The organism is Streptomyces sp. NPDC097595 (assembly GCF_044761525.1).
In the GTDB taxonomy this organism is placed as follows: domain Bacteria; phylum Actinomycetota; class Actinomycetes; order Streptomycetales; family Streptomycetaceae; genus Streptomyces; species Streptomyces drozdowiczii_A.
Map to the genome: position 1 here is coordinate 233,846 of NZ_JBIWCN010000011.1, position 17,878 is coordinate 251,723.

The 17,878-nt window shown below is 73.5% G+C and carries 19 protein-coding genes and 1 pseudogene; 10 read left to right on the plus strand and 10 right to left on the minus strand.

The genetic code is table 11. The annotated features are described in order from the left end of the window. Positions 1-52 precede the first annotated feature (52 nt). From ACIQZN_RS19515 to ACIQZN_RS19525, 3 genes are read left to right on the plus strand one after another with little or no spacing between them, the layout of a single operon-like run. Positions 53-757, plus strand: coding sequence for a glycosyltransferase family 2 protein (locus ACIQZN_RS19515; RefSeq protein WP_403995060.1), 705 nt, complete (start codon positions 53-55; stop codon positions 755-757). Continuing rightward, a complete protein-coding gene (locus ACIQZN_RS19520; protein WP_403995063.1) occupies positions 754-1,419 on the plus strand; it encodes a DUF2064 domain-containing protein in 666 nt (221 codons plus the stop codon). The genes ACIQZN_RS19515 and ACIQZN_RS19520 overlap by 4 nt, the downstream gene beginning before the upstream one ends. After that, positions 1,416-2,300 carry a class I SAM-dependent DNA methyltransferase gene (locus ACIQZN_RS19525; protein WP_403995065.1) on the plus strand — a complete coding sequence of 295 codons (885 nt, stop codon included), beginning with the start codon at positions 1,416-1,418 and terminating at the stop codon, positions 2,298-2,300. The genes ACIQZN_RS19520 and ACIQZN_RS19525 overlap by 4 nt, the downstream gene beginning before the upstream one ends. Before the next feature lie 645 nt (positions 2,301-2,945). Here ACIQZN_RS19525 and ACIQZN_RS19530 read toward each other — a convergent pair. Continuing rightward, positions 2,946-4,247 carry a molybdopterin-dependent oxidoreductase gene (locus ACIQZN_RS19530; protein ID WP_403995067.1) on the minus strand — a complete coding sequence of 434 codons (1,302 nt, stop codon included), beginning with the start codon at positions 4,245-4,247 and terminating at the stop codon, positions 2,946-2,948. A 165-nt stretch (positions 4,248-4,412) separates the two neighbouring features. On the opposite strand from ACIQZN_RS19530, the gene ACIQZN_RS19535 reads away from it, so the two are divergent. Further along, positions 4,413-5,807 carry a hypothetical protein gene (locus tag ACIQZN_RS19535; protein WP_403995069.1) on the plus strand — a complete coding sequence of 465 codons (1,395 nt, stop codon included), beginning with the start codon at positions 4,413-4,415 and terminating at the stop codon, positions 5,805-5,807. A gap of 12 nt (positions 5,808-5,819) precedes the next feature. Here the strand turns inward: ACIQZN_RS19535 and ACIQZN_RS19540 are convergent, their stop codons facing one another. Continuing rightward, positions 5,820-6,428 (minus strand): endonuclease, encoded by a 609-nt coding sequence (locus ACIQZN_RS19540; RefSeq protein ID WP_403995071.1) that lies wholly within the window; start codon positions 6,426-6,428, stop codon positions 5,820-5,822. 19 nt (positions 6,429-6,447) lie between these two features. Continuing rightward, positions 6,448-7,332 (minus strand): non-homologous end-joining DNA ligase, encoded by an 885-nt coding sequence (gene ligD, locus ACIQZN_RS19545; protein WP_403995073.1) that lies wholly within the window; start codon positions 7,330-7,332, stop codon positions 6,448-6,450. A 203-nt stretch (positions 7,333-7,535) separates the two neighbouring features. On the opposite strand from ligD, the gene ACIQZN_RS19550 reads away from it, so the two are divergent. Both ACIQZN_RS19550 and ACIQZN_RS19555 read left to right on the plus strand, forming a co-directional pair. Then, the gene (locus tag ACIQZN_RS19550) at positions 7,536-7,862 is read left to right on the plus strand and encodes a plasmid stabilization protein (protein WP_330314849.1); all 327 of its coding nucleotides are present in this window, start codon (positions 7,536-7,538) and stop codon (positions 7,860-7,862) included. An 88-nt stretch (positions 7,863-7,950) separates the two neighbouring features. Then, complete coding sequence (locus ACIQZN_RS19555) at positions 7,951-8,484, plus strand: DUF6328 family protein (RefSeq protein ID WP_403995076.1); 534 nt, start codon at positions 7,951-7,953, stop codon at positions 8,482-8,484. Positions 8,485-8,497: 13 nt separating this feature from the next. Here the strand turns inward: ACIQZN_RS19555 and ACIQZN_RS19560 are convergent, their stop codons facing one another. Continuing rightward, positions 8,498-9,463 carry an LLM class F420-dependent oxidoreductase gene (locus ACIQZN_RS19560; protein WP_403995079.1) on the minus strand — a complete coding sequence of 322 codons (966 nt, stop codon included), beginning with the start codon at positions 9,461-9,463 and terminating at the stop codon, positions 8,498-8,500. Between the two features lie 125 nt (positions 9,464-9,588). Between ACIQZN_RS19560 and ACIQZN_RS19565 the strand changes: the two genes are divergently transcribed. After that, positions 9,589-9,963 (plus strand): VOC family protein, encoded by a 375-nt coding sequence (locus ACIQZN_RS19565; RefSeq protein WP_403995082.1) that lies wholly within the window; start codon positions 9,589-9,591, stop codon positions 9,961-9,963. Positions 9,964-9,975: 12 nt separating this feature from the next. Here the strand turns inward: ACIQZN_RS19565 and ACIQZN_RS19570 are convergent, their stop codons facing one another. The 4 genes from ACIQZN_RS19570 to ACIQZN_RS19585 form a co-directional block, all read right to left on the minus strand. Next, the gene (locus ACIQZN_RS19570) at positions 9,976-10,644 is read right to left on the minus strand and encodes an HAD family hydrolase (RefSeq protein ID WP_403995085.1); all 669 of its coding nucleotides are present in this window, start codon (positions 10,642-10,644) and stop codon (positions 9,976-9,978) included. Positions 10,645-10,717: 73 nt separating this feature from the next. After that, positions 10,718-11,755, minus strand: a complete 1,038-nt coding sequence (locus tag ACIQZN_RS19575) for an NAD-dependent epimerase/dehydratase family protein (RefSeq protein ID WP_403995088.1) — start codon at positions 11,753-11,755, stop codon at positions 10,718-10,720. A 22-nt stretch (positions 11,756-11,777) separates the two neighbouring features. Further along, a complete protein-coding gene (locus ACIQZN_RS19580) occupies positions 11,778-12,968 on the minus strand; it encodes a zinc-dependent alcohol dehydrogenase (protein WP_403995091.1) in 1,191 nt (396 codons plus the stop codon). A 22-nt stretch (positions 12,969-12,990) separates the two neighbouring features. Beyond that, a complete protein-coding gene (locus ACIQZN_RS19585; protein WP_403995094.1) occupies positions 12,991-13,170 on the minus strand; it encodes a hypothetical protein in 180 nt (59 codons plus the stop codon). A 369-nt stretch (positions 13,171-13,539) separates the two neighbouring features. On the opposite strand from ACIQZN_RS19585, the pseudogene ACIQZN_RS19590 reads away from it, so the two are divergent. Then, positions 13,540-14,270: pseudogene (locus ACIQZN_RS19590) on the plus strand (SDR family oxidoreductase); the annotation flags it as partial. A gap of 155 nt (positions 14,271-14,425) precedes the next feature. Continuing rightward, positions 14,426-14,575: a hypothetical protein gene (locus ACIQZN_RS19595; protein WP_403995138.1), complete on the plus strand. Its 150-nt coding sequence runs from the start codon at positions 14,426-14,428 to the stop codon at positions 14,573-14,575. Between the two features lie 54 nt (positions 14,576-14,629). On the opposite strand, the gene ACIQZN_RS19600 is transcribed toward ACIQZN_RS19595, so the two are convergent. After that, positions 14,630-15,721, minus strand: coding sequence for a glutamate--cysteine ligase (locus ACIQZN_RS19600; RefSeq protein ID WP_403995141.1), 1,092 nt, complete (start codon positions 15,719-15,721; stop codon positions 14,630-14,632). Between the two features lie 151 nt (positions 15,722-15,872). Continuing rightward, the gene (locus tag ACIQZN_RS19605) at positions 15,873-16,979 is read right to left on the minus strand and encodes a PAS domain-containing protein (protein ID WP_403995097.1); all 1,107 of its coding nucleotides are present in this window, start codon (positions 16,977-16,979) and stop codon (positions 15,873-15,875) included. A gap of 88 nt (positions 16,980-17,067) precedes the next feature. Between ACIQZN_RS19605 and ACIQZN_RS19610 the strand changes: the two genes are divergently transcribed. After that, entirely contained in the window at positions 17,068-17,787 is a 720-nt protein-coding gene (locus ACIQZN_RS19610) for an ANTAR domain-containing protein (protein ID WP_403995100.1), read from the plus strand. Positions 17,788-17,878: the final 91 nt, after the last annotated feature.

Here is a 17,878-nt window from a genome sequence, read left to right on the forward strand (position 1 = left end):
CGTAAGAATCCAAAGCCCGAAATGCCGGTTTTCGCTCCGTAGGGTAAGCCGGGTGATCCTTCCTTCCGATGACTCAGGCCCCCGCGCCGACATCGTCCTCCCCTGTCTCGACGAGGCCGCGGCCCTGCCCGGGGTGCTGGCCCGGGTACCCCGGGGCTGGCGGGCGATCGTGGTGGACAACGGCTCGACCGACGGCTCCGCCGATGTGGCCCGCTCGCTGGGTGCGACCGTGGTGCACGAGCCCCGACGCGGTTTCGGCTCGGCCTGCCATGCCGGGCTGCTCGCCAGTGAGGCGGAGTTCGTCTGCTTCTGCGACTGCGACGGCTCGCTGGACCCCGCGCTCCTCACGGGCTTCGTACGCCGGGTGGCCGACGGCGAATGCGATCTGCTGCTCGGACGGCGGCGCTCCCAGGAGCGCGGTGCCTGGCCGGTGCACGCGCGGGCGGGCAACGCCGCGCTGTCCCGGATGCTGCACCGCCGGACCGGGCTGCGGCTGCGCGATCTGGGCCCCATGCGCGCCGGCCGCCGCGCCGACCTGCTGGCCCTCGGGCTCACCGACCGGCGCAGCGGCTACCCGTTGCAGATGGTGGTGCGGGCGGCCGACGCGGGGCTGCGGGTGGCCGAGACGGACGTCCCGTACCTCGCGCGCACCGGGAAGTCGAAGGTCACCGGCACCTGGCTGGGCACCTGGCACGCGGTCCGCGACATGCGGGCCGTGCTGGCCGAGACGCCGGTCCCGGCGGGGGTGCCCCAGTGAGCGCGGCGCCCGGACCCGGGCCGGCCGGTGCGACGACCCTGCTGGTCATCGCCAAGGAGCCGCTGCCCGGGCGGGTCAAGACCCGGCTCACCCCGCCCTTCTCCCCCGCCGAGGCCGCGCGCCTCGCGGAGGCCTCGCTCACCGACACCCTGCACACCGTCCTCGCGCTGCCGGCCGCCCGTCGCGTCGTCGTCCTGGAGGGGGCGCCGGGGCCGTGGCTGCCGCCGGGCATCGAGGTCGTGAAGCAGGGGGCGGGCGGGTTGGACGAGCGGCTGGCCGCCGCGTTCGGGGCCTGCACCGGACCGACCCTGCTGATCGGGATGGACACCCCCCAGATCACGGCGTCCGATCTGGCCCCCGCGCTGGCCCCCGGTGCCTGGGGCGGCTGCGACGCCTGGTTCGGCCCGGCGGAGGACGGCGGATTCTGGGCGCTGGGCCTGGCGGAGCCGGACCCCGGGCTGCTGCGCGGGGTGCCGATGTCCGTACCGGAGACCGGTGCGGTGCAGCGGCGCCGGCTGGTCGACGCCGGGCTGACCGTGCGGGACCTGCCCCGGCTGCGGGACGTGGACACCGCGGCCGACGCGGCGGAGGTCGCCGCGCTCGCGCCGGACGGCCGGTTCGCCGCGGAGCTGGCCCGGACGCGTCGGACGGCCGTCCGATGAGCCGCGCGGACCGGGGGCGGAACGTGCTGGTCGACTCTCCGGCGGACGTGGACGCCGGGCTCGTGGACGTGGAGCCACCCGCCGCGTCCCAGGCCCCCGCGCCCCAGCCCTCCGCCCGTGCGGACACCGACGCGTGGGGCACCGACCCGTACGCCAACGCCCTGCGCAACGGGCACGGGCCGCTGTTCCTGCGCCGCACGGACGGCTGGCTGCTGCCGCTGGACGTCGAGCGCTGGTGCGCCGGGGCCGACGCGGCGGACCTGTCGGCGCTGCGCCGCTGCGAGGGACCGGTCCTGGACGTGGGGTGCGGGCCCGGCCGACTGGTCGCCGCACTGGCGTCGCGCGGCCACCGCGCCCTCGGCATCGACGTCAGCGAGGCGGCGGTGGCCCGGACGGTCCGGCTCGGCGGGTACGCGCTGCGCCGGTCCGTGTTCGACCCGCTGCCCGGGGAGGGCCGCTGGGGCACCGTCCTGCTCGCCGACGGCAACATCGGGATCGGCGGCGACCCGGACCGGCTGCTGCGCCGGGCGGCGGAACTGCTCGCGCCCGGCGGCCTGCTCGTCGCGGAGACCGTGCCGCACGACCTGGACGAACGGGTCCGGGTTCGGCTGGACGACGGACGCGCCCCGGACGGACGCGCGGCGGACGGGCTCTTCCCGTGGGCGCGGCTCGGCTCCTCCGCCCTGCTGGGCTACGCCCGCCCGCACGGGCTGCGGGCCGACGGTCAGTGGGAGGCGGACGGCCGCGCCTTCGTCGCCCTGCGGCGGAGCCGGAGCGTCCGGACCGCGAACCAGAGCGCCGACAGCAGGAACAGCGCGGCGGTGGTCAGCAGCCAGTTCCCCAGGAACACATCGGGGGACAGCCCGCTCGCCGGCTCGTAACGCCTCGGCCGCGTGATCAGCGGGAACCACATGAGCAGCAGCAGCCCGGACAGGAAGGCCGGCACCCGTACGTAGTTGACGGAGGCCGGCCGCCGCCGTCCGAGGCTCCCGCGCAGCACCAGGTCCAGCGAGGCGTACAGCGGTACGAGCACCAGGTCGTGGATGAGGGCCGCGCCCACGAACCACACGGTGACGCCGAGCCAGTCGCCGGAGAGCAGGCGCACGCCCGCGTATCCGGCGAGCGCGAAGGAGGCGGCCAGGAGTACGAGGTGCAGCGGCCCCGCTCCGTAGCGGCGGCGGAGGAAGGCACGGGGGCCGGTGGTGTTCACCGAAGGCCTCCGAGCATGCTTTGGCCTTCGGGGCGGGGAGGAATCGAACTCCTGCGGAGCAAGGCGGGGGACGGAGTTTCGCCCTCAGGGCGGAAGACAGCCCGAATGACCGGGTAGGCTGCCTGACGTGCGGTGCGAGAACCAAGCTCCGTACGCGTGCTGATCGAGAACCAAGACGGCACATGCACCTCCAAGTTGTGCTCTACCAAACCGGGCAGGTTTCGTCCCGGCTGGTGACGATCGTGGAAGACCTGTCGGATCGCTGACCCGCAGGCGGCGTGAGCCAGGAATCCCCCAGCTTCAGCCGGGGGAGGATTCAAAGTTCTCCGAAGGTCAGCCGGGCCACCCATTTGGTGTTGAGCACCCCGGGGGCGGCGGGGACGATGATCCGGGCCGGGTATCCGTGGTCGGGCGACAGGTCCTCGCCGTTGACCTGCAACGCCAGCAGCGAGCGCGGGTCGCGCACCTGGTTGTCGCGGAGCGCGGCCCGGCGGAAGGGGCCGCTGCGCTGGAGCGACTCCACCATCACCCCGGGCGGCCGGTCCGGGTAGCCGGCGAGGGCCGCGAGGTCGCTCAGCCGTACCCCGCGCCACCACTGGTCCGAGGTGGACCAGCCCTCCACGCAGGCGATGGGCAGGGCCGCACTGTGCTGTTCCATGGCCAGCAGCTGTTCCCGGCTGAACCGCAGGTCGCCGGCCGGGCCGCTGACGGTGAGCCACCAGCCCTCGCCGGTGTCGGCGGTGGTGATCCCGACGGCGGCGGCGGTCTTGTTGATCTGGAAGCCGTTGGGGCCGGACCCGGGCTCGGCGGCGCCGCGCGGGGTGAGCACGGCGAGGCGGCGCAGGGGCCCGTCGAAGCTCCGGCCCACCGAGGTGACCAGCAGGACGAGTGAGCCCGCGCCGACCATGGCGAGGGCGCCGCGCCGGGACAGGGTCGGTGCGGCCGGGGCGGGTGATTCCAGCACGTCGCCGGGGACCGGCCCGTTCAGCCCGCCCGACCGCAGCACCCGTACGGCCTGCGGGGTGCGCAGTCCGGCGTGGGCGAGGAAGGCGGCGAAGAACACCCATGCCCCGTAGAAGTGGAGCGGGTAGAAGGAGCCCGGGAACAGGTACTCCAGCTGGATGTTGAGCAGCCCGGTCACGAATTCGAAGAGCGCCCCGCCCACCAACAGGAGCAGCGAGATCCGTTCCAGCGCGTGCGCGGGCGACCGGGCCGGCGGCAGGGTGAAGAGCCGGGGCACCACGGACCAGAGCTTGGCGAGCAGGACGGGGACGAGGACGATCCCGAGGGTGACGTGCAGTCCCTGCGTCAGCCGGTAGAGCCAGTGCGGCGAAGTGGGCCAGTCGAAGAGGTAGAAGCCGAGCAGCCCCTTGTCCGGTGTCTTGTCGTTGACCGCGGCGAGATCCGGGTTGTACGCGGCGTACGACAGCAGGCCCGTGACGAAGAGCAGCGTGATCCCGGCGAGCAGGACCAGCCCGAGCAGGGCGGTGAACGGCACGCCGCGCACGGGGCTGCGCCAGAAGCCGGGCGCCGACGGCAGCCGCTGGAGGAGCGCGGCGGCGCGGGGCCGGGAGGAAACCGAGGAGGATGTCGGAGCGTTCCGACGGCTGTCGCCCATGGGCCCGACGCTATGCCCGTGGCCTGCGCGTTCGGTGGCTGCGACTCCTGACGAAACGGTGACGTCACCCCGGTGAACGTATGGCCGGGGTCATGAATCTGACGGTTGTGTGACGCGCCCGGCCGGTACCCGCCTTCGCGGTGTCCCGGTGCGTACGGTTCCTGCGTGAAGACCGAGGACCGCACCGAACCCCGTACCGCACCGGCGACCGCCCGGAGCTCCGGGCAGCGCTGGGATCTGGTGGCCGCCGGGGCAGGCGTCGTGCTCGTGGCCGTCGCCGCCCTGGGCGGGCGGGCCATCGAGGACTACGCGCGGACGCTGTACGTGCACTGGCCGCCGCTGCTCGCGTCCTGGTACCCGCACACGGGCCCGGGGACGGTGGCCGCTCCGGTCGTGGCCGTGGCCGTGATCGCGTACGGGCCGCTCCTCGCCCGGCGGCTGCGCTGGCGGTCCCTGCTCCTGGCGGTCTACGCCTCCTCGCTGGCGTGGATCTTCTCGCTCGCGCTGATCGACGGCTGGGGCCGCGGCATCGCCGAGCGTCTGACCACCAAGCACGAGTACCTGCGGGTCATCGACCGCTTCGACGACATCGGCGCGGCGCTGCGCACGTTCGACGCGCACATCCTGATCGGTCCGCCGGGCAACTGGCCCACCCATGTCGCCGGGCATCCGCCGGGCGCCACGCTCACCTTCGTGTTCCTGGACCGGGCCGGTCTCGGCGGCGGGGCCTGGGCCGGTGTCTGGTGCATCCTGACCGGCGCGTCCGCCCTGCTCGCCGTGCTGGTCACGGTGCGGGCCCTGGCCGGCGAGGACGTCGCCCGGCGCGCGGCGCCGTTCCTCGTCCTGGCCCCGGTCGCGGTCTGGGCCGGGACCTCGGCGGACGCCTATTTCGCGGGAGTGGCCGCCTGGTCCGTCGCCCTGCTGGCCCTGGCGGCGACGCGCACGGTGCGGAGCCCGGGGGCCGCCGCGCTGGGCGCGGGCCTGCTCTACGGCTGGGTCTGCTATCTGAGTTACGGGCTGCCGCTGATCGCGCTCCTGCTCCTGGCCGTGCTCGTGCTCGCCCGCACCGCACGGCCGCTGCCGCTCGCGCTGCTCGGGGCCGTGGTGGCGCCGGTCGCCTTCACGGCGGCGGGCTTCAACTGGTGGGAGGCGTACCACGTACTCGTGGAGCGCTACCACCAGGGTGCGGGCGGGTTCCGGCCGTTCGGGTACTGGGTGTGGGCGAACCTGGCGTGCACCGTGATCGCGGTGGGCCCGGCGACGGTCGCGGGGCTGCGCCGCATCTTCGCGGGTGCGCCGGGTGCCGTACGCGGGCTGCGCGGCGGTGAGGCGAGCGCGCCGGACCGGTTGGTTCCGCTGGTGCTCGTGGCGCTGCTCCTGTTGCTGGCGGCCGATCTGTCGGGGATGAGCAAGGCGGAGACGGAGCGGATCTGGCAGCCGTTCATGGTCTGGCTGCTGCCCGCGGCGGCGCTGCTGCCCGACCGGGGGCGGAGGGGCTGGCTCGCCGCCCAGGCGGTGGTGGCCCTCGCCGTCAACCATCTGCTCTGGACGGGCTGGTGACGGCGGGGCCGGTCACCCCAGCCCGACCCGGACCAGCGCCGCGGCCAGCCGGGGCAGGTCCTCGTCGGCGACGAGACCGGCCAGCTTCTCCGGTGCGCGCGGCAGCCCGAGCCCCTCGGCCGCGTCCTGGGCGCGCTTGTCGAAGGCGGGGCGCAGCTCGGGCCACAGCCCCTGGGCCTCGCGGCTGAAGATGTCGGCGCCCACGGGCCCGATCCGGGGGAACTCCGTGAGCAGTTCGCGCAGTTTCCCCGGGTCCCCGTCGGCTTCCGCGCGAAGCCTTCGCAGGTCCCCGTGGTACCGGTCGAGGGCGAGTTGGGCGCCCTCGCCGAGCGCGGTGGCGGTGCTCTCGTCGTAACGCCGGTAGTGGGCGCGGACCAGCGCGTCGACGCGGTCCTGCCAGGACGCGTCCACCATGGCGTGGGGTGTGCGCATCCCGGCGGCGAAGAGTTCGCGGGCGGCGGCGACCGCCATGTCGGCCTTGATGGGGACCGAGAACAGGGCGCACAGGGTCAGCAGCTGGTACAGCGGCATGGGGGTGTCGCGGAGCCGGATGCCGGCCTCCTCGGCATAGGTCCGCCCGTGCTCGTCCAGCAGGTTCCGCACGGTCGTGGCTCTGGACATGGTGGTTCTCCGTTCGGTGCTACGCGGCCAGCGCGTCGAGCAGGGTGCGGGCCCGGCCGAGGGAGCGGGGCCGTGGGGGGTGGTGCCAGGGGTCCCGGTCCGCGAGCGCGCCGGCGTCGCGGAGGGTCCAGCGGCGGGCGTCCAGCGCCGGGTCGTCGACGTCCTCCCAGGCCAGAGGCGCGGCGACGGGGGCTCCGGGGCGGGCCCTGACCGCGTAGGGCGCGACGGCGGTCTGGGCGTAGGCATTGCGCTGGACGTCGAGGTAGAGGCGTCCGCCGCGGGCCTTCTTCCGGGCCTCGGTGGTGAAGCGGTCGGGGTGACGGGTGACGAGCGCGTCGGCGACCGCGCGGGCGAACTCCCGTACGGCGTCGAAGTCGTCCCGGCGGTCGAGCGCCACCACGACGTGCAGCCCGCGCGAGCCCGTGGTCATGACGAGGGACGGCAGTTCCAGCTCGTCCAGGAGCCCGTGCAGCCCGAGCGCCGCCTCGCGGACCGGGGCGAAGTCGTCGCCCGGCGGGTCGAGGTCGAAGACCAGCCGGTCCGGGTGATGGGGCCGGTCGGCGCGGGAGAGGAAGCGGTGCGGGGTGATGGTCGCCTGCCCCGCGAGGTAGACGAGCGTGGCGGTGTCGTCGGCGATGGGGTAGGTGACGGTGCCGTCCTCCTTGGGGAGTTCGGCGCGGTGGATCCAGTCGGGGAAGTGGCCCGGCACGTCCTTGTGCATGAAGCCGTGGCCGCCGATGCCGTCCGGGAAGCGTTCCAGCATGAGGGGCCGGCCTCGCAGGTGGGGCAGCATCCGGCGGGCCACCGTGCGGTAGTAGTCGGCGAGATCGGCCTTCGTGATGCCGTCGTCCGGGAAGAGGACCTTGTCGGGGCGGCTGACCTCCGGGATCTTCCGAGCGGCCATGCGCCTCACCTCCTTTTCATTCGATAGGTACGCCCGGTCTCGCAGGAACCCGGTACCCGAAGTCGGCCGGTTCACCTGCGGGCGGAGCGTGGCGTCACCCGAGCGCGCGACCCGGTGGGCGTACCCGATAGGGCGGTGCCATGTTTCGGACGTGGCCGCCCGGAAACCCGGAGGCCCGGGACAAGAGCGAGGAGGACTACGTCATGCCGGCAGGATCGAGCCCCAAGCGCGAGCGCCAGTACGAGCACGTGAAGGAGAGCGCCGAGAAGCGCGGCACGTCCGAGAAGCGTGCCAAGGAGATCGCCGCGCGCACGGTGAACAAGGAGCGCGCGCGCTCCGGCGAGTCGAAGACGGCGAGCAGGACGTCCACGCGCGACCCCAAGTCCGCCTCCGAGCGGGGCGGCGAGCGCTCGCACAAGGGCGCGCAGGGCCGCACGAAGGACCAGCTGTACGAAGAGGCGAAGAAGAAGAACATCGAGGGCCGCTCCACGATGAACAAGGAGCAGCTGCTGAAGGCCGTCGGCCGCTGAATCACCGGCGTGTGGCCGAAACCTTTGTGCGCGGGCCGGGCGGCCCGCGCACAAAGGTTTCGGCACAAGGGAGGGAGGGACACCGCACATGGACAACGGACGAGTGGACGAGGACGGCCGCGAGGATGCCCACCGGGGGCGTGACGAGACGACCGAGGAACGGGCGGACCGGCGCTGGACGGAACTGCTCCAGGAGCTGCGGGTGGCGCAGACGGGGGTGCAGATCCTCTTCGGCTTCCTGCTCGCGGTGGTCTTCCAGCCGCGTTTCGGCACACTTGCAGACACCGACAGGGCGATCTACGTCGTCACCGTGCTTCTGGGCTCCGCAACGGCGGCCGCGCTGATCGGGCCCGTCTGCTACCACCGGCTGCTGACCGGCCGCCATCTGAAGCCGGAGACGGTGGTGTGGGCGTCGCGGCTCACCCTGCTCGGGCTCGTGCTGCTTTTCTGCACGATGTGTTCGGCGCTCCTGCTCATCATGCGTGTCGCGCTGCACAACACGCTCGCCCTGTGGCTGGTGGGCGGGATGGCACTGTGGTCCTTCATCTGCTGGTTCGTCTTCCCGGCCTGGGCGATGGCCCGGCTGCCCAACGGACGTAACGGCTCCGGTCGCGGGGAGTGATCCCGTACGCGCGTCACAGGGCGCGCAGCGCGGGAAGCAGCTTCTCCTGGGCCCAGTCGATGAACGGCTTCTGGTGGTCTCCGCCGATCTGTACGAGGGCCACCTCGGTGAACCCCGCGTCGACGTAGGGGCGCACCGCTTCCACGAACTGCCCGACGTCGTCGCCGCAGGGCACCGCCTCGGCGATGTCGTCGGGCCGGACGTACTGCGTGGCCTGGTCGAAAGCGGAGGGGCCCGGCAGCTCCGAGTTGACCTTCCAGCCGCCGACGGACCAGCGGAACTGGTCGTGGGCCCGCTTCACCGCCGCGTCACGGTCGGGGTCGTAGCAGACGGGCAGCTGGCCGACCCGGGGCTTTCCGCCGCCGCCGTGCCGGTCGAAGTCGATGAGCAGCTCCGCCTTGGGCTCGGTGGCGATCACCAGGTCCGCGAGCCGGCCCGCGATCTCGCAGGACCGGTCGCCGGAGACGGCGACACCCAGGGGCACGGCCACGTCGGGCACGTCCCACAGCTTGGCGTTCTCCACGTCGAAGTGGGGGCCGTGGTGGTTGACGTAGCCTCCGGCGAGGAGCGCCTTGATGATCTCCACGGCCTCTTCGAGCTTGTCGAGCCGCACCCGGGCGTCCGGCCAGCCGCCGCCCACCACGTGTTCGTTCAGGCTTTCGCCGGAGCCGAGCCCGAGCCGGAACCGCCCTTCGGAGAGCAGTTGCAGCGTCGCGGCCTTCTGCGCCACGACGGCCGGGTGGTAACGGGTGGTCGGGCAGGTCACGTACGTCATCAGCGGGATGCGGGTCGTGGCCTGCGCGGCGGCACCCAGCACGCTCCAGGCGTACGGGGCGTGGCCCTGGGACTTCAGCCAGGGGAAGTAGTGGTCGGAGGTGACGGAGAAGTCGAAGCCGGCCCGTTCGGCAGCCACCACGTCCTCGACGAGGGCCCGCGGTCCCGACTGCTCGGTCATCATCGTGTATCCGAATTGCACCATATGGGATGGGTTACCGATCCCCGGCGGTCGAAACGTACGGCCGCGGATCATGTTTCCTCAGGGCCTGTCGCGGAACCCTTGAGGGGACATCCACGCATCCGCGTACCCCGAAAGCGAGGAACGACATGGCTGTCGCGACCTACTGTCTGGTTGCCATCGACTGCCCCGATCCCGCGGCGCTCGCCGCCTTCTACCAGGGGGTGCTGGGCGGGGAGGTGACACACGACAGCGACCGCTGGTACGAGCTCCAAGTCCCCGGCGGGGCGCGCCTCGCCTTCCAGTTGGCGCCCGGGTACCAGCCGCCCGAGTGGCCGCGTGACGACCGGAACTCGCAGCAGGAGCACCTCGATTTCAAGGTCCGGGACATGGAGGCGGCCCAGCGCGAGGTGCTCGCCCTGGGAGCTACGCCGCTCGACCTCGACGATGACGGTGGCAAGCGGGACTTCCGCGTCTTCGCGGACCCGGCCGGGCACCCGTTCTGCCTGTGCTACGGCGGTTAGGGACGCGGGGTCCTACGGGCTCATACGGGCGATGACGCCGGAGTCGAGGCGGTCCAGCAGCGCGGCCGGGGATGCGTGGACCTCCACGGCCCCGGCCGCTTCCAGGTCCGCCCGGGGGATGCCGCCCGACAGCAGACCCACGGCGGGGACCGAGGCCCTGGTGGCCGCCTCCATGTCCCAGACGGAGTCGCCGATGTACACGGCCTCCTCGCTGGTGGCGCCGGCGAGGTCCAGCGCGTGGCGGATCGGGTCCGGGGCGGGCTTCCCCTCGTCCACGTCGTCGGAGCTGGCGGTGCCGGAGATCACGTCGTCGGCGTCGAGCGCGCGCCGCAGGGCCTTCAGCTCGGGCCCGGAGGCGGAGGTGGCGAGGACGATCGTCCAGCCCCGGCCGGCCAGGGCGCGCAGCAGGTCCGCCGCGCCCTCCAGCGGGGGCAGGCGTTCGAAGTAGGTGGCGTACAGCGCGGAGTGGGTGGCGCTGATGCCGGCGTCCTGTTCCCGGTCCCGGCCGGGGCCCAGCAGATGGGCGACGAGGTCGTCGGAGCCGAGGCCGACGGCGCGGTGGATCGCGGGCATCGGCACGGTGTGCCCGGCCTGGTGGAACGCCTCCCACCACGTCGTGACGTGCAGGTAGTTGGTGTCGACCAGGGTGCCGTCCACGTCGAACAGTGCGGCGCGCGTCATGGGGGTCCTTTCGTACCGGCGTGGCTCGCCGGTGTCGGAGGGTGGTCTTCCACGAGGTCCGGGCCGGAACCCCTCAGCTCCACCGGCTGCCCGCCAGCGGGGCGGTCTCCTCGCCCGTGCCGCGTACGACGCCGCGCAGGAACGCTGTCAGCGCCTCGGACGCCGAGTAGCGGGGCCGCCAGCCCAGCTCCTCGTGCGCCCGGGCGCAGTCCATGACGGGGAGGCGCAGCACGGCGTCGAAGAGGTGGGGCGACGCCGGGACCGCCCGCGCGTGCCAGGCGGTCGCCAGGGCGCCTCGTACGAGCGGCACGGGCGCGCGGACCACCCGCGCGTCGAGGAGGGCGCCGAGGGAGTGGGCGTCGGTGACGGTGTCGGCGGCAAGGTTGAAGGGGCCGCGTGCGTCGCCGAGCACGGCGAGCCGGTACGCCTCGGCCGCGTCGTCCGTGTGCAACACCTGGAACCTCAGCCCTTCCAGGTCGGGTACGAAGGGGAGCAGGTCGGGGCGCAGGAGTACGCCGGGGAGGTACTTGCCGCCGAAGATGCGCCGCTGCTCCGGCGCGGCCGTCTCCTTGAAGAGGAAGCCGGGCCTCATCCGTACGACCCGGATCTGCGGATGGCGCAGCTCGAAGGTGTCCAGGACCCGTTCCAGGTACGCCTTCTCGCGGCAGTAGGCGACGTCCGGCCAGCCATGGGCCGGCCACTGTTCGTCCACCCCGGGCTCCCGCTTCGGCCCGGGCGAGTAGGCGCCCACGGACGAGGCGTGGACCAGCGCCGGGACGCCGGCCGTGCGCACCGCGTCGAAGACACGGAGCGAGCCCTCGACGTTGCTGCGCCAGGTGACGACGGGGGCGTGGGTGGGCTGGAAGCGCCAGGCCAGGTGGACGACGGCGTCCGCCCCCGTCAGCAGGGAGCCGAGCCTCCCGGCGCTGTCCGGGCGCGAGAGGTCCACCCTCCCCCACTCGACGCCGGGCAGGGTGAGGTCGGGCAGCCGCCGGGCCAGGCCGAGGACCGATCCGACGTCCGGGTCCTGCGAGAGGGCCTGTACGAGGCTCGTGCCCACGTTGCCGGTGGCGCCCGTGACGACGACGCGCAGCCCCTGCGATGCGTTCACGGTGACTCCTCACGTCGCGGCGTCAGGGCCGCAGCAGCGTCTTGACCATGCCGTCGGCCTTCGCCTGGAAGGTCTCGTACGCCTTCGGGCCGTCCTCCAGCGGCAGGTGGTGCGTGGCGAATCCGTCCACGCCCAGCGGGTCGTCGTCCACGAGCAGCGGCAGGATGTCGGGCACCCAGTGCTTGACGTTCGCCTGGCCCATCCGGAACTGGATCTGCTTGTCGAACATGGTGAGCAGGGGCAGCGGGTCGACGGAGCCCCCGTAGACGCCGGAGATGGAGACGGTTCCGCCCCGGCGTACCGCGTCGATGGCGGTGAGCAGGGCGGTGAGGCGGTCGATGCCGGCGTGTTCCATGAGCTTGCGGGCGGCCGAGTCCGGGAGGAGCCCGGTGGCCCACTGGCCGGCCTTGCCGATCGGTGTCCCGGTGGCGTGGGCCTCCATGCCGACGGCGTCGATGACCGCGTCGGTGCCCCGGCCGCCGGTGAGGTCCCGGACCGCGTCCGGCAGGTCCTTGCCGTAGCGGCCCAGGTCGAGGGTCTGGACGCCGCGTGCGGCGGCGCGGGCGAGGCGTTCGGGGACCAGGTCCACGCCGATGACCAGGCCGGCGCCCCGGTGCAGGGCGATGCGGGCGGCCATGTCGCCGATCGGGCCGAGGCCGAGGACGGTGACGCTGCCGCCGGGCGGGATCGCCGCGTACTCGACGGCCTGCCAGGCGGTGGGGAGGACGTCGGAGAGGTAGACGAACCGGTCGTCCGGCGGCCCCTCGGGCACCTTGATGGGCAGGGTGTTGCCGAAGGGGACCCGCAGCAGCTCGGCCTGTCCGCCGGGCACCTGCCCGTAGAGCTTGGTGTAGCCGAAGAGCGACGCGCCGGTGCCGTACTCCCTGACCTGTGTGGTCTCGCACTGCGAGTGCAGGCCCTGGTCGCACATGAAGCAGGTGCCGCAGGAGACGTTGAACGGGATGACGACCCGGTCGCCGCGCGACACGGCGGTCACCTCGGGACCCGTCACCTCGACGACGCCCATCGGCTCGTGGCCCAGGATGTCGCCGGGGTCGAGGTACGGGCCGAGCACCTCGTACAGATGGAGGTCGGATCCGCAGATTCCGGTCGAGGTCACCCGGATGATGATGTCGGTCGGGTCCTGGATGACCGGGTCGGGCACGGTCTCGACGCGGACATCTCGCTTTCCTTGCCAGGTCAGTGCGCGCATGAGTGGTCTCCTCGCTGTCGGTTCAGTGGCGGTCCGTGCGGTGTGCCGCCTTGGCCTCCGCCTGGGCGATCCGTCCGGCGGTCTCGCGCCGGCGCCCCTCCGCCTTGAGGGGCTCGTCGCCCAGCGCGGCGCCGTCCGACTTGAGCTTCGCCGCCTTCGCCCTCATGGCCAGGGCGCGAGCGATTTCGGCATGCCGTCCCATGTCTCCTCGGTTCCTCGCGAGTCGTCCTGCGGGCGTGGCGTGCCCGCACGGCGGTTCCGTGCGACGGGTTCCCACAGAATCCGGGTTCAACCGGAATGCCCGATTCGATCCGGTGGGCGGGCAGGCGGGCCAGGGCGTACGAAAACGCCCGGGCCGGTCCCGCATGTCCCCGGGCGGTACGGGTACCCGCCTGGCCAGGCTCCCGGCGTACGCGGGAGCAGGCGCTGCCGGTTGGGACCACAGCCGCAGCGCCGTCCAGCGGACTCCGGGTCGCGCGCCGGTCCCGGTGCGCCCAGGATCGACGGCGGGGCACCGACGCGCCACGCGGGGCCGGCCGACCTCCGCCACCAGCAACGAAGGACATCCGTCATGACTGAGTCCGCTCCCGGCCAGGACCCCACCGAGCGCTTCCCGAAGCCCGATTTCCCGCAGCAGGGGCAGGAGCACCCCGGCTGGACCGGGCCCATGGCCCCCCGCCCGACCACGGCGAGGACTCCTACCAGGGCCACGGGCTTCTGAAGGACCGCAAGGCCGTGGTGACCGAGGGCGACTCCGGGATCGGCCGTGCCGTCGCGCTCGCCTTCGCCCGCGAGGGGGCGGATGTGCTGATCACCCACCTCGACACCGAGGAGGACGAGGCCCGGGAGACCGCCCGGCTGGTCGAGGACGCGGGCCGGCAGGCGCTGACCGAGGCGTGCGACATCCGGGACGAGAAGCAGTGCCGTGCGCTGATCGGCAGCGCGGTGCAGGAGTTCGGGCGCATCGACGTACTCGTCAACAATGCCGCGTACCAGATGGCACAGCCCGACGGGATCGCCGCGATCTCGACGGAACAGTTCGACCGGGTGCTGCGCACCAACCTGTACGGGATGTTCTGGCTGTGCAAGATGGCCCTGCCGCACATCCCGGCCGGCGGGTCCATCATCAACACCACGTCGGTGCAGGCGTACAAGCCGAGCCCGCATCTGCTGGACTACGCCATGACCAAGGGCGCCATCGTCACGTTCACCCAGGGCCTCGCACAGATGCTGGCCGCCGACGGCATCCGGGTGAACGCCGTGGCGCCCGGCCCGGTATGGACGCCGCTGATCCCGACGACCGGCTGATGAAGTCGGAGGTGCTGCAACGCGCGAAGGCCCTGATGGACGCCGGTGCCGATGTCTGCGTGGGGTCGGTGTTTCATTTGCAGGGCGACCTGATCGACCACGACACGCTGGCGTCCCGGGCCGATCTGCCGGCCCCGGCGGAACTGCGGATGGAGCAGGCGAAGCTGCCGCGCGAGGCCTGCTTCCACGGGACCGAGGACGTCCCGGTGGAGCAGGCCGTGGGGCGCGTCGCCGCCGAGATGATCACGCCGTATCCCCCGGGCATCCCGGTGGTGCTACCCGGCGAACGGCTCGCCTGAGCGCTCCGACGGCCTCCCGCCCTTGCGTCAGCAGCGGCGGGAGGTTCGGAGGGCTCATCCGCGTGTGCGGCTGACGCACTCCGTGACCGCGTCGTGGAGGCTGCCCGTGCGGGCGAGCGCGTCGCGCTGGATCCGCGCCCCCGTGCCGCTCTTCAGGACCCGGTCGATCCCCTCGCGGACCGAGGCCAGGTCCCCGCTGTCCTCCAGCGCGTCGCGCACATGCGTGAGCAGGGCGTGCACCACGGCGGGCGCGGGGGCGGGGCGCATGGTGGCGGGGTGCAGCAATTCGCCCTCCAGGCCCGAGCGGCCGGCCTGCCAGGCGGCCATGCGCAGCACGCCCACCCCGTACGGCTCCGGCGGATCGCCCGCCCGCCAGGCCCGGGCCGCCGTCTCGACCAGGCCGCGCGCCAGCGTGGCGAGCAGCGCGGCGTCGGCGGGGTCGAGGCAGACGTCGGCGACCCTGACCTCGACGGTGGGATAGCGGTGCGAGAGCCGGGCGTCGAAGTAGATCATGCCCTTGTCGCGCAGGACGCCCGTGCCGACGAGGGCTTCGACCTCGTCGTGATAACGCCGGGCCGAGCCGAACAGTTCCATCGGCCCGGCCGAGGGCCAGCGGCCCCAGACCTGGCTGCGGTAACTGCTGTACGCGGTGTCCTGGCCCTGCCAGAAGGGGGAGTTGGAGCTCAGCGCGAGCAGCACCGCGAGCCAGGGGCGGATGCGGTCCAGGACCGCGACGCCCTCCTCGTCCGACTCCACGGAGACGTGCACATGGCATCCGCAGGTCAGCTGCTCCTGCGTGGTCAGCCCGAACTTGTCGGCCAGCCAGCGGTACCTTTCGCCCTCTCCGATGGACGGGCTGACGGGCAGCGGGGAGGTGGCGAGCGCGGCGACCGCTCCCCCGGCCTCGGCGGCGCTGCGGGCCGCCTCGGCCCGCCAGCGCAGGATCTCGTCCGCGATGTCCCGCATGTCCGCGCGCGGCTCGGTGGCGAACTCCAGCTGCTGGCGGTGCAGCTCAGGCTCGAAGGCCGAGTCGCCCTCGGCGCGCCGCTCGGCCAGGGCCAGCACGGCCGTCGACAGTGCTCTGGGTTCGCCGCCCTGCTCGTCCACGAGCAGCAGCTCCTCCTCGACACCCACAGTCCGCACCATCATGGTCCTCCACGCTCGATCGGCCGGGGGCGGACGCTCTCACGGCCGAGGCGCTTTCCACCCTCCCCCACTTCGCCGTATGCCACCTCATGGCGCGGGCACCCCTGACCGGCGGGTTTTTTCTCCGCATCGGGTCCGCCCCGCCCGCCGCTCAGCGCACGCCGCCCCGCCGCGCGGCGACGGCCATGTGGCCCGCCGCGATCTCCGTGGCACCGGCCTCCAGCAGCGAGAACGGCGGCCCGGTCCCGCCCCGGAGCAGCGTCAGCGCCCCCAGCACCGTCGTGCCGTCGGGCGCGGTCAGCGCCACGGAGAGCAGGGCGGTGACCTCGGCGCGGACCATGAGCGGCGCGCCGGCCTCGTCCGCGCCCAGCCGGTCCAGGTCGTCTGTCAGCTGTTCGACCACCGCCGCGCCGGAGGCCATGACCTCGACGGCCACGGGGCAGGCGCGCGGGTCCTGCCGGAGGAACGCCTTCTCGAGCCCCGTGTCGTCCGGCGCCGACGGGCCGTGGACCGCGATCCGGACCGGCTCGTCCGGGGGCCCCAGGTCGAGCAGCGCCCAGTCCGCGAGTCCGTCGCGCAGGAGCCCCGCGACGGCTCCGAGGGCCGCCGCGGAGGGCTCGCGGTCCAGGAGCGCCCGGGCCGTGCGGTCCAGGAGGCCGGTCAGCTCGGCCTGGCGTACGACCGCCGAGGGCTCGGCCCGGACAGCGGGACGGCCAGTGGCGAGGGGGCCCGGTGCGAGCACCACGAGCACGTCCCGCCCCCGCTCCCCCGGCGCGTCGATGCCGGTGAGCGTGGCGTAAAGCGGGCCGTCCGGGAGCCCCGGGAGGCGGACCGGAAAGCTGCGGCCTCCCCCGCCGCCGGCCACGGCCGCCGCGTGGGCGCGGAGGGCGGCGCGGCCGGTGGGACGCAGGAGCGCGGCGAGGGGGCGGCTCTCGGCGTACCCGGGGTGGAGGCCGGTCAGTTCGGCGGCGGCCCGGTTGAGGCGGCGCACCACGGTCTGCCCGTCGGTCAGGATCACGGGCCACGGCAGGTGGTCGAAGACGGCCTTGAACGGAGCCGCCTTCGCGCCCGGGGTCCGGGGCGGTCCCGGTGGGCCCTCCGCCAGGCGCAGGGCCTCGATCGCGTGGTCCAGCTCCGCGAGGGCCGCGTCGAGCAGGACCGGGAATTCGGCGGGAGGATGGTCCCGGGCCGCGCGCAGTTCCCTGGCGCGGGCGACGAGGGCCTGAAGACCGCTCTCGCCCTCCGGTGGCCCGTTCATACGACGAAGCTAGCCGATCACCGGTGCGTCGGCGGCGAGCGGCGCGACGGACCGGTTCCGCTGCGAGAGGTTCCCAGGGAGGCCGAGGATGACGCGCCCGATGGATGCGGTGGCCGATGACGCGGCCGTGGCGCCGTGGCTCGTCCGGCTCGTCCGGCGGGCGATGCGCTGCTCGGCCGGGTGCCGGGGCGCGACGGTGTTTCTGCGGTGCCCCGGCGGGGAGGCCCACAGCGCTTCGACCCACCCGGACCTCGCGGTCCTGGCCGCGCTCCAGGAGGACACCGGCGAGGGGCCCTGCGTCGAGGCCGCCCGCTCCCTGCGGCCGGTCGAGGGCGCCGATCTCGTCGCCGACGCGCGGTGGCCGCACTTCCGGGTGGCGGCGCTGGAACGGGGGCTGCGCGCCTGCACGGCGGTCCCGGTCCTGACGGAGGGCGTCACGACGACGGTCACCCTGTACGCGTTCCGGCCGTGGCGGCTCACGACGGCGGACCGGGAGGCGGTAGGGGTGCTGGCCGAGGAGACGGTCGGCGGACTTCTGCGCGAGCATGCCCGTACCGGAGCCGAGGCGGAGGCGGAGCAGCTGCGGACGGCGATGGTGTCACGGGCCGTGATCGACCAGGCCATCGGCATCGTGACACACCTGCTGGAATGCGATCCGGACCGGGCGTTCGACGTCCTGCGCGTGCTCTCCCAGCGCACGAACCGCAAGCTGAGCGCCGTGGCAGCGCGGATCGTGGAGGCCAAGGGCCGGGGCAGCACGCGCGAGCTGCGCCGGCTACTGGGCGAGGTGCGGGCGGACGGTGCCTAGGTGTATTGCCCTGTGAGGTTGGGGACGCGGCTGGCGGGTGGTTGGCCTTTCAGTGCGGTGTGTCCGCGGTGGTGATTGTAGGTGTGCAGCC

What these genes read in the sequence shown, in the direction of transcription:
- ACIQZN_RS19525 (WP_403995065.1), top strand. Translation starts at nt 1,416, where the DNA reads ATGAGCCGCGCGGACCGGGGGCGGAACGTGCTGGTCGACTCTCCGGCG.
- ACIQZN_RS19530 (WP_403995067.1), bottom strand. Translation starts at nt 4,247, where the DNA reads ATGGGCGACAGCCGTCGGAACGCTCCGACATCCTCCTCGGTTTCCTCC.
- ACIQZN_RS19540 (WP_403995071.1), bottom strand. Translation starts at nt 6,428, where the DNA reads ATGTCCAGAGCCACGACCGTGCGGAACCTGCTGGACGAGCACGGGCGG.
- ligD (WP_403995073.1), bottom strand. Translation starts at nt 7,332, where the DNA reads ATGGCCGCTCGGAAGATCCCGGAGGTCAGCCGCCCCGACAAGGTCCTC.
- ACIQZN_RS19550 (WP_330314849.1), top strand. Translation starts at nt 7,536, where the DNA reads ATGCCGGCAGGATCGAGCCCCAAGCGCGAGCGCCAGTACGAGCACGTG.
- ACIQZN_RS19555 (WP_403995076.1), top strand. Translation starts at nt 7,951, where the DNA reads ATGGACAACGGACGAGTGGACGAGGACGGCCGCGAGGATGCCCACCGG.
- ACIQZN_RS19560 (WP_403995079.1), bottom strand. Translation starts at nt 9,463, where the DNA reads ATGGTGCAATTCGGATACACGATGATGACCGAGCAGTCGGGACCGCGG.
- ACIQZN_RS19565 (WP_403995082.1), top strand. Translation starts at nt 9,589, where the DNA reads ATGGCTGTCGCGACCTACTGTCTGGTTGCCATCGACTGCCCCGATCCC.
- ACIQZN_RS19570 (WP_403995085.1), bottom strand. Translation starts at nt 10,644, where the DNA reads ATGACGCGCGCCGCACTGTTCGACGTGGACGGCACCCTGGTCGACACC.
- ACIQZN_RS19580 (WP_403995091.1), bottom strand. Translation starts at nt 12,968, where the DNA reads ATGCGCGCACTGACCTGGCAAGGAAAGCGAGATGTCCGCGTCGAGACC.
- ACIQZN_RS19585 (WP_403995094.1), bottom strand. Translation starts at nt 13,170, where the DNA reads ATGGGACGGCATGCCGAAATCGCTCGCGCCCTGGCCATGAGGGCGAAG.
- ACIQZN_RS19595 (WP_403995138.1), top strand. Translation starts at nt 14,426, where the DNA reads ATGGAGCAGGCGAAGCTGCCGCGCGAGGCCTGCTTCCACGGGACCGAG.
- ACIQZN_RS19600 (WP_403995141.1), bottom strand. Translation starts at nt 15,721, where the DNA reads ATGGTGCGGACTGTGGGTGTCGAGGAGGAGCTGCTGCTCGTGGACGAG.
- ACIQZN_RS19605 (WP_403995097.1), bottom strand. Translation starts at nt 16,979, where the DNA reads ATGAACGGGCCACCGGAGGGCGAGAGCGGTCTTCAGGCCCTCGTCGCC.
- ACIQZN_RS19610 (WP_403995100.1), top strand. Translation starts at nt 17,068, where the DNA reads ATGACGCGCCCGATGGATGCGGTGGCCGATGACGCGGCCGTGGCGCCG.